The following is a 16,394-nucleotide window of genomic DNA, read 5'->3' as shown; positions in this document are numbered from 1 at the left end:
TATGAGAAATATATTAAGCATTCGTATATTCTGTCTTTTCGTCCAACCAACGCTTAATTAATGCCTGTGCAAGCGGTGGATTTTCGCTAATAATTTGCTTGGCGTAGCGTTGCACGAGCGGAATGATTTTTCTATCTCGCATTAAATCAGCCACTTTAAATTCTGCCATTCCTGTCTGTTTTGTGCCAAGAATTTCCCCTGTGCCACGAATTTCCAAATCTTTTTCCGCTATATAGAAACCATCTTGGCTATCTCGCATTACTTGTAATCGCTTGCTAGAAATTTTGCCTAACGGCGGCTTATACATCAGCACACAGTGAGAAGCCGTTGCCCCTCGCCCAACACGACCTCGTAATTGGTGGAGCTGGGCTAAACCTAAACGCTCGGAATTTTCGATAATCATTAGGCTGGCATTCGGCACATCAACACCCACTTCAATAACCGTTGTGGCAACCAATAAATCTAAATGAGCCGCTTTAAATTCCGCCATAATCGCTTGTTTTTCCTGCGGTTTCATTCGCCCGTGTACTAAGCCGATTCTCAAATCAGGCAAGGCACGTTGTAAATCTTCAGCAATCGCCGCTGCGGCTTGAGCTTCCAATACTTCAGATTCATCAATGAGCGTACATACCCAATAGGCTTGGCGGTTTTCTTGTTTACAGGCTTGGTAAACCCGTTGCACAATTTCTGCTCGCCGATCTTCAGAAATCACTACGGTGGTAATTGGCGTTCTACCCGGTGGCAATTCGTCAATAATAGAGGTATCTAAATCAGCATACACCGTCATTGCTAGCGTGCGGGGAATCGGGGTTGCGGTCATAATCAGCTGATGCGGATAAACATTCTCTTTCGCCCCTTTTTCACGCAAAGTTAAACGTTGATGTACCCCGAAACGGTGTTGTTCATCAATAATCACTAAAGCAAGATTATGAAATTCCACATTTTCTTGGAACAGAGCGTGCGTGCCGATAATCATCTGCACATCGCCGTTTTTTATTGCTTCTAATTGAGCGGTTCTCGCCTTGCCTTTCACTTTGCCTGCAAGCCAGCCCACCTCAATGCCAAACGGATTGAGCCAATTCGCAAAATTATTGGCGTGCTGTTCGGCTAGAATTTCAGTTGGAGCCATTAACGCAACCTGTTTGCCATTATCAATCGCAAGCAGAGCAGCAAGGGCAGCAACGAGCGTTTTACCCGAACCTACATCGCCTTGCACCAAACGCATCATCGGGCTTGAGCGTGCTAAATCTTGCTCAATATCGGCAGTTACTCGGCTTTGAGCATTGGTTGGCTGAAAAGGTAAACTCGTCAAAAAGCGTTGTTTGATGTCAGTTTGATAAGTTAAAGGTTGGGCAAACTGCTGTTTTACCCCTAAACGGAGCTGTTGCATCGCCAAATTATGAGCCAATAACTCTTCAAAGATCAGCCGTTTTTGGGCTGGGTGTTCGCCTTTTTCTAACACTTCGGCAGAAATTGTTGGCGGTGGGCGATGTAATAACTGCAACGCCTCTTTTAAACTATATTTGTGCGGATTGTATTCATCGGGCAAAAGCTCAGCGACTTTAACTTTATCTAATAATGCCAAAGCTTGTTCGGTGAGCTTGCGTAGAGAGGTTTGTTTTAACCCTTCGGTGGTGGAATAAATCGGCGTTAGCGTTTCGGCAAGCTCAAGCGGTTGATTATTGCGGATAATTTGATATTCAGGGTGATGAATCTCCGCCATAAAACGTCCACGCTTAATTTCGCCAAACGCCTTTACTCGAACACCTGTAGCAAGGCTATTTTTCATTCCTGCATTAAAATTAAAGAATTTGAGCATAATTTTGCTCGTGCCGTCCGAAAGAGTAACCGATAGAATAGGCCTGCGACCAAATTGCACTTCAGTAAGCTGAACATAACCTTCAATGGTGGCAAAACTTTCAGGGCGAACGTCCGCAATCGGGGTAATGCGGGTGCGATCTTCATATCTCATCGGCAGATGAAACAGTAAATCTTGCACATTATTAATCCCAATTCGGTTTAGTTTTTCAGAAATAGTTGCTCCCACACCCGAAAGTGTGGTTAAAGGTACGCCGTCTAATAATTGTTCTCTCATTTTATGCAGTTTCAAAAGGGTTAAACAAACGCACATCGCAACGTGCGAAGTCTTTCAAGTTACGAGTAACCAATATCAGATTATAATATTTAGCTGTTGCAGCAATATAGGCATCGTTCAAATCCATCTTATTAGAAATATGGTACTCAGAGGCAAGCAAAGCGATTTCATTATTTACCGGGAAGGCTTTTGCTTGATACGCTTTTAAAACATTATTCTCAAACCAGCTGTTTAATCGTGTAGCTTGTTCTTGATCTTTACGGGCTTTTAATAAAATGCCTGTTTTGATTTCAGAGAGCGTAATACAACTAATGTTGGTTTGGCTTGGATTAATGTTTTTCAGCCATTGCCGCACATTTAAGTCCATTTTATCGTTTCTTAACTTATAAAGTTCGGAAACAACGTTGGTATCAAAAAGATAGAGATACATTACTCATCTCCAAAATCAATTGATCTAACTTTATTACTTTTACTGATTTTGGTTAATGTTTGCTCAAAATCTTCCCAAAATTCATCGCTAACATCATCATTGCTCGATGAGGTAAAAAGTTCTTCAAAGCTAGGTTCGACAGATTTTTTCTGCTGATAATCCACATAGCTCGAAACTACATTCACAACTTTCCCCCATTTTGTAATAAAAACAGGTTCTTTTTCCGCCATTTTTAATACTTTGCTAGCGTTTTGGTTAAACTCTCTTGAAGTAATGGTAATTGCCATATCTCCTCCAAAATGTAGTAAAAAGATGAAGATATTTTATTAAATGTAGTAAACTTTTTCAAATTATCAGCAGTTTAATCGATAAAATTTGCAAAAAATCTTGAAAATTTGACCGCTTGCCCCATCTAGTTTCTGTTTTTAAATGAAAAAGGAATACACAATGGCAAATCAAGAAACCCGTGGCTTCCAATCGGAAGTAAAACAGCTGTTACAGCTGATGATCCATTCTCTCTACTCTAACAAAGAAATTTTCCTGCGTGAGCTAATTTCCAACGCAAGTGATGCGGCGGACAAGCTCCGTTTCAAAGCTCTCTCCGAACCCGCTTTATATGAGGGCGATGGCGAGTTGCGTGTGCGTGTGTCGATTGATGAAACGCTTGGCACGATTACCATTGCCGATAACGGTATCGGTATGACCCGTGAGCAGGTGATCGACCATCTCGGCACGATTGCGAAATCAGGCACTAAAGAGTTTTTAGCCTCGCTCGGCACAGAGCAAGCCAAAGACAGCCAGCTTATCGGGCAGTTTGGGGTGGGCTTCTACTCGTCATTTATTGTGGCGGATAAAGTCACCGTCAAAACCCGTGCCGCAGGCGTACCAGCTGAACAAGGCGTGATTTGGGAATCCGCAGGCGAAGGCGAATACGCCATTGCGGATTTAGACAAAGCAGATCGTGGTACGGAAATCATTTTACATTTGCGTGCGGAAGAAAAAGAGTTCCTGAGCGAATGGCGTCTGCGTGAAATTATCGGCAAATACTCCGACCATATCGGCTTGGCGGTAGAAATTCAGACCAATGAATATGATGACGAAGGCAAACCAAGCGGTCAAAAATGGGAAAAAATTAACAAAGCCCAAGCCCTTTGGACGCGTTCAAAAAACGAAATTTCAGACGAAGAATACAAAGAGTTCTACAAACACATCAGCCACGATTTTGCCGACCCACTGCTCTGGTCGCACAACAAAGTGGAGGGTAAACAAGAGTACACCAGCTTGCTCTATGTGCCGAGTAAAGCCCCGTGGGATCTGTTCCAACGCGAGCAGAAACACGGCTTAAAACTCTATGTTCAACGCGTATTTATTATGGACGATGCGGAAGTCTTTATGCCGAACTACCTGCGTTTTATGCGTGGCTTGTTAGACACTAACGATCTCCCGCTGAATGTCAGCCGTGAAATTCTACAAGAAAACCGTGTAACCCAATCGCTCCGCTCAGCTCTTACCAAACGAGCATTACAGTTACTGGAAAAATTGGCGAAAGACGATGCGGAAAAATACGCTCAATTCTGGAAAGAGTTCGGCTTAGTGCTGAAAGAGGGTGTGGGCGAAGATTTTGCCAACAAACAACAGGTAGCAGGCTTGCTTCGTTTTGCCTCAACAAACACAGACAGCAGCGAACAAGCGGTCAGTTTTGCCGATTATATTGCAAGAATGAAAGAGGAGCAGAAAGCCATCTACTTCTTAACTGCCGACAGCTATCAGGCTGCAAAAAACAGCCCGCACTTAGAGCTATTCAACAAAAAAGGCATTGAAGTATTACTGCTTTCTGACCGCATTGACGAGTGGTTAATCAGCCATCTCACCGAGTTTGACGGCAAACCGTTACAAAGCATTACTAAGTCAGATTTAGACTTAGGCGACCTTGCCGACAAAGCGGAAGAAGAGACGCAAAAAGCCCAAGAGGTGGAGTTCGGGTCATTCTTAGAGCGAGCCAAAGGCTACTTCGGCGACCGTGTGAAAAATGTGGTGCTCACTCACCGCTTAACCGACACACCGGCAGTGGTTTCTACCGATAGCGATGAAATGACCACCCAAATGGCAAAACTGTTTGCCGCAATGGGGCAACAAGCACCGGAAGTGAAATATACTTTCGAGCTAAATCCAGATCATGCAATGGTGAAAAAAGTGGCAGATATTGCGAGTGATGACGAGTTCAACGACTGGATTGAACTACTGTTTGAGCAAGCATTATTAGCGGAACGAGGCACATTGGAAAATCCAACAGTGTTTATTAAGCGAATGAATAAACTCTTAGGGTAATAAGCAAAAAACCACCTTCATTGAAGGTGGTTTTTTGCTAGAAAGAATTATTGTTTATTCGTTTCTGGTTGCTGTTCCGCCTTTTGTTCTCGATTTCCTTCAAGCGATTGCTCTTCTGGTAATCCTTGCTCTTTATGCGGAGCCGGTTCTTCTTGACCAATCGCTTTAGATTGTTGTTCAGGCGTTTTTTGCTGTTCAACAGGTTTATCGCCAGAAGATGGAGCTTGTGGCTGAACTTGGTTTGTAGATTCCATTGCCATTGGCTCAGTGCTAGAAGCTTCTTGATTGGTTTCCGGCTGCTGTGCTGCTTTCTGCTCTCGATGACCTTCTAAAGATTGCTCTTCCGGCAATGCTTGCTCTTTATGCGGATCCGGCTCTTTCTGACCAACGGCTTTAGATAACTCTTCAGGCGTAGTTTGTTGAACGTCCGGTTTAGCTTCAGGTGCTACGCCTGTTGATGCTGCCGTTGGGTTATGTTCAAGGGTTTTAGCGTGAGCTTCCGGTTTTTGCTCATTGGCTAATGTTTTAGCTTCCGGCGGTGCGGCGGATTTATTTGCTTCAGGCAACTCTGCCGGTTGTTGTTGCTGATGCCCTTCGAGGGATTGTTCTTCCGGTAGAGATTGTTTTTCGCTAGGGTTTACGGTTGGTTCAGCCTCTTTTGCTTGAGCTGCCGCTTCTTCTTTTGTAACAGGCGGAAGTGGATCAGGATTTTTTACTTCCAATTCTTTGTGCTGCTCAGCAACTTGTTGAGAGGGTTGTTGAGGTTCAGTTTTTGCTGGCTCAACTGTCTCTACTTTTTCGTCCTTTTTGTTGTCTTTATTGTCGATAAGATAATTACCGCCAATAAATGCCACCAAAACCAGTGCAATTAATAACAATACTCTAGACATAGTTGATCTCCTTTATCACGTTTTCGTTATCCTAACATTTTTTGAATGCAATACACAACAAGCGGTTAGATTTAGATAAAAATTTGCAAAATTTCCTGAAAATCTAACCGCTTTGTTTTAAAATAGACAAATTTTTCGAGCTTTTAAAAATTCAAAGAGAATAGGAATAACAATGCGTACAAGTCAGTATTTATTTTCAACCTTGAAAGAAACCCCGAATGATGCACAGGTGGTTAGCCACCAGTTAATGTTGCGAGCGGGTATGATTCGCCCGATGGCATCAGGTTTATACAACTGGTTGCCAACGGGAATCAAAGTGTTGAAAAAAGTGGAAAATATCATTCGTGAAGAGATGAACAAAGGCGGAGCAATTGAGGTGTTAATGCCTGTGGTTCAGCCTGCGGAATTATGGGTGGAATCAGGTCGTTGGAACGATTACGGCCCTGAATTGCTACGTTTTAAAGATCGTGGTGAGCGTAATTTCGTGCTTGGCCCAACTCACGAAGAAGTGATTACTGATTTAGTTCGCCGTGAAGTTTCTTCTTACAAACAACTTCCACTTAACTTATATCAAATTCAAACCAAATTCCGTGATGAAGTTCGCCCCCGTTTTGGCGTAATGCGTTCCCGTGAGTTTGTGATGAAAGATGCTTACTCTTTCCATACAACCAAAGAGAGCTTGCAAGAAACCTACGATATTATGTATCAGGTTTATAGCAACATTTTCACACGCTTAGGCTTAGATTTCCGTGCGGTACAGGCAGATACGGGTTCTATTGGTGGCTCAGCGTCGCACGAGTTCCAAGTATTAGCCTCAAGTGGTGAAGACGATGTGGTGTTTTCAACCGAATCAGATTTTGCCGCAAACATTGAATTAGCGGAAGCGGTGGCGGTAGGCGAACGCCAAGCTCCAACGACAGCTATGGAATTAGTGGATACGCCAAATGCGAAAACCATTGCAGAATTAGTAGAAAATCACGGTTTAGCGATTGAGAAAACTGTTAAAACCTTAATCGTAAAAGGTGCAACGGAAGAGCAGCCATTAATTGCGTTAGTGATTCGTGGCGACCACGATTTAAATGAAATCAAAGCACAAAAACACCCATTAGTAGCAGATCCGCTAGAGTTCGCTGATGAAGCAGAAATCAAAGCGAAAATCGGTGCTGGTGTTGGCTCGTTAGGTGTAGTGAATATGCCGATTCCGGTGATTATTGACCGCTCAGTGGCGTTGATGTCAGATTTTGGCTGTGGAGCGAATATTGACGGCAAACACTACTTTAACGTGAACTGGGAACGTGATGTTGCGGTGCCGGAAATTGTAGATTTACGCAATGTGGTGGAAGGTGACCCAAGCCCAGACGGTAAAGGCACACTTCAAATCAAACGGGGTATTGAAGTGGGGCATATTTTCCAATTAGGCACAAAATACTCAGAAGCAATGAAAGCCACCGTGCAAGGTGAAGACGGTAAACCACTGGTGATGACAATGGGTTGCTACGGAATTGGTGTTACCCGTGTGGTGGCAGCAGCGATTGAACAGCATTATGATGATCGTGGTATTATTTGGCCTTGTGATGAAATTGCCCCTTTCACCGTGGCGATTGTGCCGATGAATATGCACAAATCGGAAAAAGTCCAAGCATTCGCTGAAGAGCTATATGCTACCTTAAAAGCTCAAGGTGTTGATGTGATTTTTGATGATCGTAAAGAACGCCCTGGCGTAATGTTTGCGGATATGGAGCTTATCGGTGTACCGCATATGGTGGTTATCGGCGAGAAAAACCTTGAGAACGGTGAAATCGAATATAAAAACCGTCGCAACGGTGAGAAACAGATGATTGCGAAAGAGAGCTTATTAGATTTCTTGAAAGAGAATGTGAAGGCGTAATTTGCAATATTTTTCATAAAATTATTCACAATCCTTGTAAGGATTGCTCACAGCTTCGCTGCCGTTGGCAAAGCCAACGTTCAAAAAGCGGTGCTTTTTGTAACCGCTTGTAAATGTTGATTTACAAGCGGTTTTTTCTTGCCTGTAAAAAATATTACCTTTTTTATAAGGACTTAATTGTCGAATATATGGATTTTTTTGCTATAAATTTATAATGTGAAATAGATCACATATCTTGCAGCAATATATAGGTAATATGAGGCTGCTTAAGTTGTAAGCCTGTTAGCTTTTAAGTAAATACTAAAGTTTCATTTTAAGGAGTTTCCTATGAAAACGAGCAAAAGACGTTTTTTAAAATCAATTTTAGCTGTCTCTGTTCTTGCTGTAACTGGATTATATTCAAATATCACTTATGCAAAAGATGCTGAAAAATTTAAATTAGGCTTCTTAGTAAAACAGCCTGAAGAGCCTTGGTTTCAAACCGAATGGCGTTTTGCAGATAAAGCTGCTCAAGATCTTGGTGATGTAGAAATTATTAAAATTGCTGTGCCAGATGGCGAGAAAACCTTAAATGCTATAGATAATTTAGCTGCTAGTGGTGCGAAAGGTTTCGTTATTTGTACGCCTGATCCAAAACTAGGTCCTGCCATTATGGCAAAAGCGAGATCTTATGATTTAAAAGTGGTTACTGTTGATGATCAATTCTTAAATGCTGCGGGCGAACCGATGACAAATGTGCCATTGATTATGATGGCAGCGAAAGAAATAGGGGAACGTCAAGGGCAAGAGCTTTACAAAGAAATGCAAAAACGTAATTGGGATATTAATGAAACAGCGGTTCTTGCGATTACAGCTGATGAATTAGATACTGCTCGCCGTCGTACAGAAGGTTCGATTGATGCGTTAATTAAAGCGGGTTTCCCTCAAGAGAAAATTTATAAATCACCAACGAAAAGTAATGATATTCCAGGAGCTTTAGATGCTGCGAACTCAATGCTGGTTCAACACCCTAAAGTGAAAAACTGGTTAATTGTAGGTATGAATGACAATACCGTTTTAGGTGGTGTTCGTGCAACAGAAGGTCAAGGCTTTAAACCTGAAAATGTGATTGGCATTGGTATTAATGGTACTGATGCGGTAAATGAGCTTTCTAAACCAAATCCAACTGGTTTTGTGGGTTCATTATTACCAAGCCCAGACGTTCACGGTTATCGTAGTACAGAAATGCTTTATAAATGGGTAAAAGAAGGTGTAGAACCACCTAAATTTACACCAATTGGCGATCCTGTATTACTGACTCGTGAGAATTTTAGAGCCGAACTTGATAAGAAAGGGCTTTAATGGGTAAATAACTTCAGTAAGGAGGATATATGGTCGCATATTTAGAATTCGATAATATTTATAAAGAATTTCCCGGTGTTAAGGCTTTACAGGGCGTTTCATTTTAATGCTATGAAGGAAAAGTTCACGCATTAATGGGCGAAAATGGTGCAGGTAAATCCACCTTACTGAAGATTTTAAGTGGTAACTATTCTGCAACAAAAGGGAAGTTACATATTGGTGGAAGAACTGTTAATTTCCGTAATACCAAAGATGCTTTATTAGCAGGTGTTGCGATTATTTATCAGGAATTAAATATTGTTCCTGAAATGACGGTGGCTGAAAATTTATGTTTAGGGCAATTTCCGCACTCTTTTGGTGTGGTAAATCAAAAGAAATTGGAAGAAACTGCACAATTTTATTTAGATAAATTGGAGCTGAATATTTCGCCTTCTACTCAGCTTAAAGATTTATCTATTGGTCAATGGCAGATGATTGAAATTGCTAAAGCATTAAGTCGTGGGGCAAAAATAATTGCCTTTGATGAGCCAACCAGTAGTTTGTCTGCCCCTGAAATTGAAAAGTTATTTTCTGTGATTAATGAGCTAAAAGCAGAAGGAAAAGTAATTCTATATATTTCTCATCGTATGGAAGAAATTTTTAGAATCAGCGATGAAATTACTGTATTAAAAGATGGGCAGTTTGTACAAACCTTCTCTGATTTATCTCAAATTACTAATGATGATCTTGTGCGTAGTATGGTTGGGCGTAATTTAGGTGATATTTATAACCACCGCCTAAGAGAGCTTGGCGAAGAACGTTTAATAATTTCTAATTTATCGGGAACAGCCCTTAAAGGTAATTTCAATTTAAGTGTAAAAGCAGGCGAAGTGCTAGGTTTGTTCGGTTTAGTAGGAGCAGGACGTTCTGAATTACTCAAAGTGATTTTCGGTGCAGATAAGATTACACAAGGCACTATTGAATTAGATGGAGAGAAACTATCTATTAACTCGCCTAAAGATGCCATTGAAAATGGCATTGTGCTTTGCCCAGAAGATCGTAAAAAAGAAGGTATTATTCCAACAGCAACAGTTGGAGAAAATATCAATATTAGTGCCAGACGGTTATATAATTTTATACGTTTTATCATTAATGATAAGTGGGAAAAGGAAAATGCAGAATTCCAACGCAAACAGATGAATGTGAAAACTCCATCTATTGAACAATTAATTGTGAATTTATCTGGCGGTAATCAGCAAAAAGCCATTCTAGGGAGATGGTTATCTGAAAATGTAAAAGTATTACTTTTAGATGAACCAACAAGAGGAATTGATGTTGGGGCTAAATCAGAAATTTACGATTTAATTTTTAAACTAGCAGATGAAAAATTAGCCATTATTGTTGTGTCGAGTGATTTACCAGAAGTAATAGGTTTATCAGACAGAATAATGGTTATGAAAGGGCAACAAATTACAGGCGAAGTTAGCCGAGATGATGCAACAGAAGCTGGAATTTTAAAACTTGCTATGGTTAATCACTAGAATTTTTACCGACAGAGGGATTTATTATGTCAGATGTAATAACAACAAATGTAAAATCAGCGACTCCAATTAATCGAATTTGGACAGCTTATGGAATGTTATTGATTTTCTTCGCTATTTTTATTGTCGCTTGTATTTTTGTACCTAATTTTGCTACAGCGATTAATATGAAAGGACTCGGTTTAGCTATTTCAATGAGCGGAATGGTTGCGTGCGGAATGTTATTCTGTTTAGCTGCTGGCGAAATTGATTTATCTGTAGCCTCTGTAATTGCTTGTGCAGGTGTTGTAACAGCGGTAGTTATCAATCAAACTCAAAGTGTTTGGATTGGAGTTTTAGCAGGTGTAGGATTAGGTATTGGTGTTGGCTTATTAAATGGTTTTATTATTGCAAAACTTAAAATTAACTCTCTAATCACAACACTTGCTAGTATGCAGATTGCTCGTGGTTTAGGTTACATTATTTCTGATGGTAAAGCGGTAGGTATTACTAAAGAGGAATTTTTTGAAATTGGTTATCAAGATTTCTTAGGTGTACCACTTCCAATTTGGTTTACCGTTATTTGCTTTATTATCTTTGGCTTCTTACTCAGTAAAACCACTTATGGTCGTAATACATTAGCTATTGGCGGTAATCAAGAAGCAGCAAGATTGGCAGGGATTAATGTTGATCGCACAAAATTAATGATTTTCGTAGTATCAGGAATGATTTCAGCCATTGCAGGGGTTATCTTAGCTGCTCGTATGACAAGTGGTCAGCCAATGACATCCGTTGGTTTTGAATTAACCGCTATTTCTGCTTGTGTATTAGGTGGTGTTTCATTAACGGGTGGTGTCGGTCGAATTTCATTTGTGATTGCTGGGGTATTAATTCTAGGTACAATTGAAAACGTGATGAACCTACTCAATATTTCGCCATTTGCTCAATATGTTGTGCGTGGTTTAATCTTGATGGCAGCGGTAATTTTTGATAAATATAAACAAAAAATATTTAGATAAAATTATCGGGGGTAAAATGCCTCAACATAAACAGGATTCACAAACTAATCCTTTACTTCCCGGGTATGACTTTAATGCTTATTTAGTGGCAGGTTGTACCCAAATTGAAAAATCAAATGAACTGGATTTTCCTATTTACCGTCCAAATGGAATGAATGGTTATATTCTCAATTTAACCATAAAAGGAAAAGGTTCAGTTTTCCAAAATGATCACCAATTTGATTGCAATGTTGGTGATCTTCTTTTATTTCCACCGAATGCCGTTCACGATTATCAACGCTCTCCTGATTCTGATTCTTGGCATCACCAATGGATTTATTTCAGAGCCAGAACCTTATGGAAGGATTGGTTAAAATGGAGTGATACTATTGAAAATGTAGGCAGATTAACTATTCCAGATCAGAAAACATATCAAAATATCTTGGCTTTATTTCAACAAATTGAAAAAGAGTACAACTCTAATCGTTTGTTTTCTGAAGCAATGTCTATGTGCTTACTTGAACAATTAATTATTACCTGCATTGAGCTAGAGCCTTCTAATCAAAAAAGGAAAATAGAGCCAAGAATATTAGATGTGTGTAATTTAATCTCACAAGATATTCACTTAAACCATAAAATTGAAGAATTAGCAGAATATATCCACATATCTCCTTCTCGTTTAACTCATTTATTTGTAGAACAAGTAGGTACAAGTATTGTGAAATGGCGAGAAGAACAGAGAATGATAAGAGCAAGGCACTTATTGCATACCTCGAACGCCCCTATTTATCATATTGCCCGTCAGCTAGGTTATGACGATCAACTCTATTTCACTCGATTATTTAAACGTTATACAGGGCTAAGCCCTTCGGCGTTTAGGGATTCGAGATAAAATTGTGATCTTAATCTCATTTAAAATGATGTAGCTGTTTTGTCCATATAAATAGCTGTTTATCCCCTAACTCTATTTAAATTTGGGTGTTAGTCTAGCACTCAATTAGATATTATTAGGGGGTATTTTATGTCAGAAGCACAAAAAGCCATTACTGAAGGAAAGGTTTCTCTAGGCATTGAATTTGGTTCAACCCGCATTAAGGCTGTTTTAATTGATGAGAAAGGCGATATTCTTTCTGTTGGCGGATTTAATTGGGAAAATCATTTTGTCGATGGTGTTTGGACTTATCCTTTAGACGAAGTTTGGACGGGCGTTCAAGCTGCTTACAAAGCATTATCCGAAAATGTGCAGCAGCAATATGGGCAACCATTGCAAAAAATAGCCAATATTGGCATTAGTGCGATGATGCACGGCTATTTAGCGTTTAATCAACAAAATGAGTTGCTTGTGCCATTCCGCACTTGGAGAAATAATTTCACTGCTGAAGCCTCTCATCAATTAACTCAACTCTTTAACTATAATATTCCACAACGTTGGAGTATTGCTCATCTCTATCAAGCTATTTTGAATAAGGAAGAACATCTACCTGAGGTTAATTTTATAACAACCTTAGCAGGTTATGTGCACTGGCAATTAACGGGCGAAAAAGTGTTAGGTATTGGCGATGCGTCAGGTATGTTCCCGATAGACTTAGCTACGCAAAACTACAATGCTCAAATGCTTTCTCAATTCGATGAACTGATTAAAGATAAACAATTTGGTTGGTCTTTATCAGATATCTTACCGAAAGTGTTAGTAGCAGGCGAAAAAGCAGGCATTTTAACCGAGAAAGGAGCATTATTGCTTGATCCAACAGGTTCATTAAAAGCGGGTTCTATACTTTGCCCACCTGAAGGCGATGCTGGCACGGGAATGGTCGCAACCAATAGTATTTCTGAGAAAACAGGCAATATTTCCGCAGGAACTTCTGCTTTTGCGATGATCGTACTACAGAAAGAGCTCTCAAAAGTGTATGAAGAATTGGATATGGTCACAACACCAACAGGTAAGTTAGTTGCTATGGCTCATTCTAATAACTGTTCTTCAGATATTAATGCGTGGGTTGGATTATTTAAAGAAACCTTGTCAGCTCTCAATTTATCTTGTGATACAGATACCTTATACCAAACTCTCTTTTTAAAAGCCTTAGAGGGAGATGCCGATTGCGGTAATTTACTCTCTTATGGATTTTATTCGGGCGAGCATATCGTGGGGTTATCAGAAGGTTGCCCTACCTTTATGCACCCCGCCAATGCGAATTTTAATTTAGCGAATTTTATGCGAGTTCATCTCTACACAGCATTTGCGGCAATGAAGATTGGAATGGATATTTTAATGCAGCAAGAAATGGTGGAAATTACGCAAATTCTTGGACACGGCGGTATTTTTAAAACTGAAAATGTCGCTCAAAAATTCTTAGCTTCTGCCCTAGATGTACCTATTGCCACAATGCAAACCGCAAGTGAAGGCGGTGCTTGGGGCATTGCATTATTAGCTAATTATCTCAATGAACATCAAAAAGGGATTTCGTTAGACGATTATCTCAATCATCAAATTTTTAATACTACTTCTGTTTCTGTTGCAGAGCCTGATGCGGAAATCTCAGCAGGTTTTGATGCCTTTATGCAACGTTATAAAAAAGGACTAGGAGTAGTAAAAGAAGCCGTTTTAGCATTTAAAGAATAGGAGTTTTCTGATGGAATTTATTAAATCACTCGAGGCTTGGTTTATTGTTGGTAGCCAACATTTATATGGGGCTGAAGCGTTAAAACAAGTAGAAAAAGATGCAGCGGAAATTGTCGATTACCTTAATCAACAAAATCCGTTTGTCAAAATCAAACTAAAACCTGTTGCAACAACACCTGAAGAAGTGTTTGCTGTATGTAAGGAAGCGAATAATCAAGAAAACTGTATCGGTGCGATTGCGTGGATGCACACCTTCTCACCAGCCAAAATGTGGATTGCAGGGCTACAAGCATTCTCTAAACCTTTAGTGCAGTTCCATACTCAATTTAATCGCCATATTCCGTGGGATAAAATTGATATGGATTATATGAATTTGCACCAGACCGCTCACGGTGATCGTGAATTTGGTTTCCTTGTCTCTCGCCTACGTTTACCAAGAACGATAGTTGTAGGGCATTGGCAAGATGAAAGCGTATTAGATAAATTCAATCGTTGGATGCGTGTGGCGGTTGCAATTTACGATCATAAACAACTTAAGATTGCTCGATTTGGCGATAATATGCGAGAAGTTGCAGTAACAGAGGGCGATAAAGTAGAAGCTCAAAAAGTCTTTGGTTACAGCGTGAATGGTTATGGCGTTTATGAACTGGCAGAAGCGATTGATGCTATCTCTGATGAAGATGTTCGCAAATTATTGGCAGAATATGACCGCTTGTATAATGTTGAAGAGAGCTTGAAAGAAAAAGGTTCAGCAAGAGAATCATTAGAATATTCAGCTCGTATTGAAATTGGCTTAAAAACCTTCTTGGATAATGGCGGATTTAAAGCCTTTACCGATAACTTCCAAAACTTAAATGGCATTAAACAATTACCCGGCTTAGCGGTACAACGCTTAATGGAACAAGGTTATGGTTTTGGTGGCGAGGGCGATTGGAAAACCGCTGCTCTTGTGCGTGCCGTTAAAGTAATGGGATATGGCTTACCAAATGGTTCGTCTTTTATGGAAGATTACACCTACGACTTAGATGAGAAAAACCAAGTCGTGCTAGGGGCTCATATGCTTGAAGTTTGCCCATCAATAGCGAAAGAAAAATCGAAGTTAGCAATTAGACCTCTTGGCATTGGCGGTAAAGCTGACCCTGTTCGTTTAATTTTCAGCGGAAAGGCTGGTAAAGCGGTTAATGCAACAGTGGTTGATATGGGTGAGCGTTTCAGAATGGTGGTAGCGGATTTAGATGCTATCGACGCACCAAACCAAATGCCAAATTTACCTGTTGGACACGCATTCTGGAAACTTCAACCTAACTTTGATGTTGGCACACAAGCGTGGATTTTAGCAGGCGGAGCTCATCACAGTGCTTATAGTTTAGATATTGATGCGGATATGCTTCGTACTTTTGCAGAATATTTTGGTATTGAATTTATTCACATCAATGAAAAAACGGAACTACCACAACTTAAAAATGAATTACGCTGGAATGATTTAGCATATAAATTTGCTAAGTAAAGAGTGCGTTTTATAAAATAACCGCTTGTAAACTTAAATTACAAGCGGTCATTTTTTCCTGATTTTTTACAAACTACTTGTCCAAAATAGTTTTAATCAACAGCATTAGTGCTGCGGCATCATCAACCAATCCAAGCGGGCCTAGAATTGCTTCAGGCAGAATATCAACAGGGCTGAACATATAAATTAAGATAATTGCAATCTTAATCCATTTTATTTTGTTAGTTGGGGATTTTGTTTGGATTCTGCTCATTTGTGTTCCTATAAACTTTCTACAAAAAACGGTAACCACTCTTCTGCGGTGGTATCGTGATCAAAATTATTGACCACATCAATGCGTAAAGATTCACACACTTGATTTGCCCCTTTCGCTTTTAAGGCATCTTCAACAATATTTACCGCATTGCAGAATGTATCGTAATCAGTGCTGCCTAAGCCAATAACGCCAAATTTCATTGAGTTGAAATCAGACGTGCTATTCGCTAAATCGTCAAATAAAGGTTGAATATTTTCGGGCAATTCGCCTGCTCCGTGTGTAGAGGTAACCACAATTAAATGTGATTTCCCTTCAATATCTGAAAGGGTTGCTTGGTTGTGTAATTCTACTTCAAAGCCTTGCTCGGTTAATACATCATTAATGTGGTCTGCAACATATTCCGCACCGCCTAAGGTGCTGCCTGTGATAATGCAAATAGATGTCATAATAGCTCTCTTATAAATAATTTTTGGCTATTCTAGCTAAGAAAACGTGCTTTGCAAGCGATTATTCTAAAGATTATATTTTATAACTTTTGGTTA

13 protein-coding genes and 1 pseudogene are annotated in these 16,394 nt (G+C 39.9%); 8 read left to right on the top strand and 6 right to left on the bottom strand.

Features of this window, described 5'->3' with window-relative positions:
* Window positions 1-13: 13 nt before the first annotated feature.
* The 3 genes from recG to ACERCF_RS04055 are packed head-to-tail and all read right to left on the bottom strand — an operon-like array spanning window position 14 to window position 2,812.
* A complete protein-coding gene (gene recG, locus ACERCF_RS04065; protein ID WP_373624696.1) occupies window positions 14-2,095 on the bottom strand; it encodes an ATP-dependent DNA helicase RecG in 2,082 nt (693 codons plus the stop codon).
* Between the two features lies 1 nt (window position 2,096).
* Window positions 2,097-2,525: a type II toxin-antitoxin system VapC family toxin gene (locus tag ACERCF_RS04060; protein ID WP_373624695.1), complete on the bottom strand. Its 429-nt coding sequence runs from the start codon at window positions 2,523-2,525 to the stop codon at window positions 2,097-2,099.
* A complete protein-coding gene (locus ACERCF_RS04055) occupies window positions 2,525-2,812 on the bottom strand; it encodes a type II toxin-antitoxin system Phd/YefM family antitoxin (protein ID WP_373624694.1) in 288 nt (95 codons plus the stop codon). The genes ACERCF_RS04060 and ACERCF_RS04055 overlap by 1 nt, the downstream gene beginning before the upstream one ends.
* 160 nt (window positions 2,813-2,972) lie before the next feature.
* Between ACERCF_RS04055 and htpG the strand changes: the two genes are divergently transcribed.
* Window positions 2,973-4,853 carry a molecular chaperone HtpG gene (gene htpG, locus ACERCF_RS04050; RefSeq protein WP_373624693.1) on the top strand — a complete coding sequence of 627 codons (1,881 nt, stop codon included), beginning with the start codon at window positions 2,973-2,975 and terminating at the stop codon, window positions 4,851-4,853.
* A gap of 47 nt (window positions 4,854-4,900) precedes the next feature.
* Here the strand turns inward: htpG and ACERCF_RS04045 are convergent, their stop codons facing one another.
* On the bottom strand, window positions 4,901-5,743 hold the full coding sequence (locus ACERCF_RS04045; protein ID WP_373624692.1) for a hypothetical protein: 843 nt from the start codon (window positions 5,741-5,743) through the stop codon (window positions 4,901-4,903).
* 172 nt (window positions 5,744-5,915) lie between these two features.
* Here ACERCF_RS04045 and proS point away from each other — a divergent pair, with 172 nt between their 5' ends.
* The 7 genes and pseudogenes from proS (at window position 5,916) to araA (ending at window position 15,596) form a co-directional block, all read left to right on the top strand.
* Complete coding sequence (proS, locus tag ACERCF_RS04040) at window positions 5,916-7,631, top strand: proline--tRNA ligase (RefSeq protein ID WP_373624691.1); 1,716 nt, start codon at window positions 5,916-5,918, stop codon at window positions 7,629-7,631.
* A gap of 327 nt (window positions 7,632-7,958) precedes the next feature.
* The gene (locus tag ACERCF_RS04035; protein ID WP_373610258.1) at window positions 7,959-8,972 is read left to right on the top strand and encodes an arabinose ABC transporter substrate-binding protein; all 1,014 of its coding nucleotides are present in this window, start codon (window positions 7,959-7,961) and stop codon (window positions 8,970-8,972) included.
* Window positions 8,973-9,091: 119 nt separating this feature from the next.
* A pseudogene (gene araG, locus ACERCF_RS04030) lies at window positions 9,092-10,492 on the top strand (L-arabinose ABC transporter ATP-binding protein AraG); the annotation flags it as partial.
* 26 nt (window positions 10,493-10,518) lie between these two features.
* Window positions 10,519-11,490, top strand: a complete 972-nt coding sequence (araH, locus tag ACERCF_RS04025; RefSeq protein ID WP_373610256.1) for an L-arabinose ABC transporter permease AraH — start codon at window positions 10,519-10,521, stop codon at window positions 11,488-11,490.
* 16 nt (window positions 11,491-11,506) lie between these two features.
* Window positions 11,507-12,361 (top strand): arabinose operon transcriptional regulator AraC, encoded by an 855-nt coding sequence (araC, locus tag ACERCF_RS04020; RefSeq protein WP_373610255.1) that lies wholly within the window; start codon window positions 11,507-11,509, stop codon window positions 12,359-12,361.
* A gap of 129 nt (window positions 12,362-12,490) precedes the next feature.
* Window positions 12,491-14,089, top strand: coding sequence for a xylulokinase (locus tag ACERCF_RS04015; protein ID WP_373624690.1), 1,599 nt, complete (start codon window positions 12,491-12,493; stop codon window positions 14,087-14,089).
* 10 nt (window positions 14,090-14,099) lie between these two features.
* Window positions 14,100-15,596 (top strand): L-arabinose isomerase, encoded by a 1,497-nt coding sequence (gene araA / locus ACERCF_RS04010; RefSeq protein ID WP_373624689.1) that lies wholly within the window; start codon window positions 14,100-14,102, stop codon window positions 15,594-15,596.
* Window positions 15,597-15,669: 73 nt separating this feature from the next.
* Here the strand turns inward: araA and ACERCF_RS04005 are convergent, their stop codons facing one another.
* Both ACERCF_RS04005 and mioC read right to left on the bottom strand, forming a co-directional pair.
* Entirely contained in the window at window positions 15,670-15,849 is a 180-nt protein-coding gene (locus tag ACERCF_RS04005; RefSeq protein ID WP_373610252.1) for a DUF1232 domain-containing protein, read from the bottom strand.
* An 8-nt stretch (window positions 15,850-15,857) separates the two neighbouring features.
* Window positions 15,858-16,301: an FMN-binding protein MioC gene (mioC, locus tag ACERCF_RS04000; RefSeq protein WP_373624716.1), complete on the bottom strand. Its 444-nt coding sequence runs from the start codon at window positions 16,299-16,301 to the stop codon at window positions 15,858-15,860.
* Window positions 16,302-16,394: the final 93 nt, after the last annotated feature.

It is taken from the genome of Mannheimia kashgarensis (assembly GCF_041807705.1).
GTDB lineage: Bacteria > Pseudomonadota > Gammaproteobacteria > Enterobacterales > Pasteurellaceae > Mannheimia.
The sequence above is the reverse complement of the archived record's forward strand: the minus strand, read 5'-3'. Positions and strand labels throughout refer to the sequence as shown.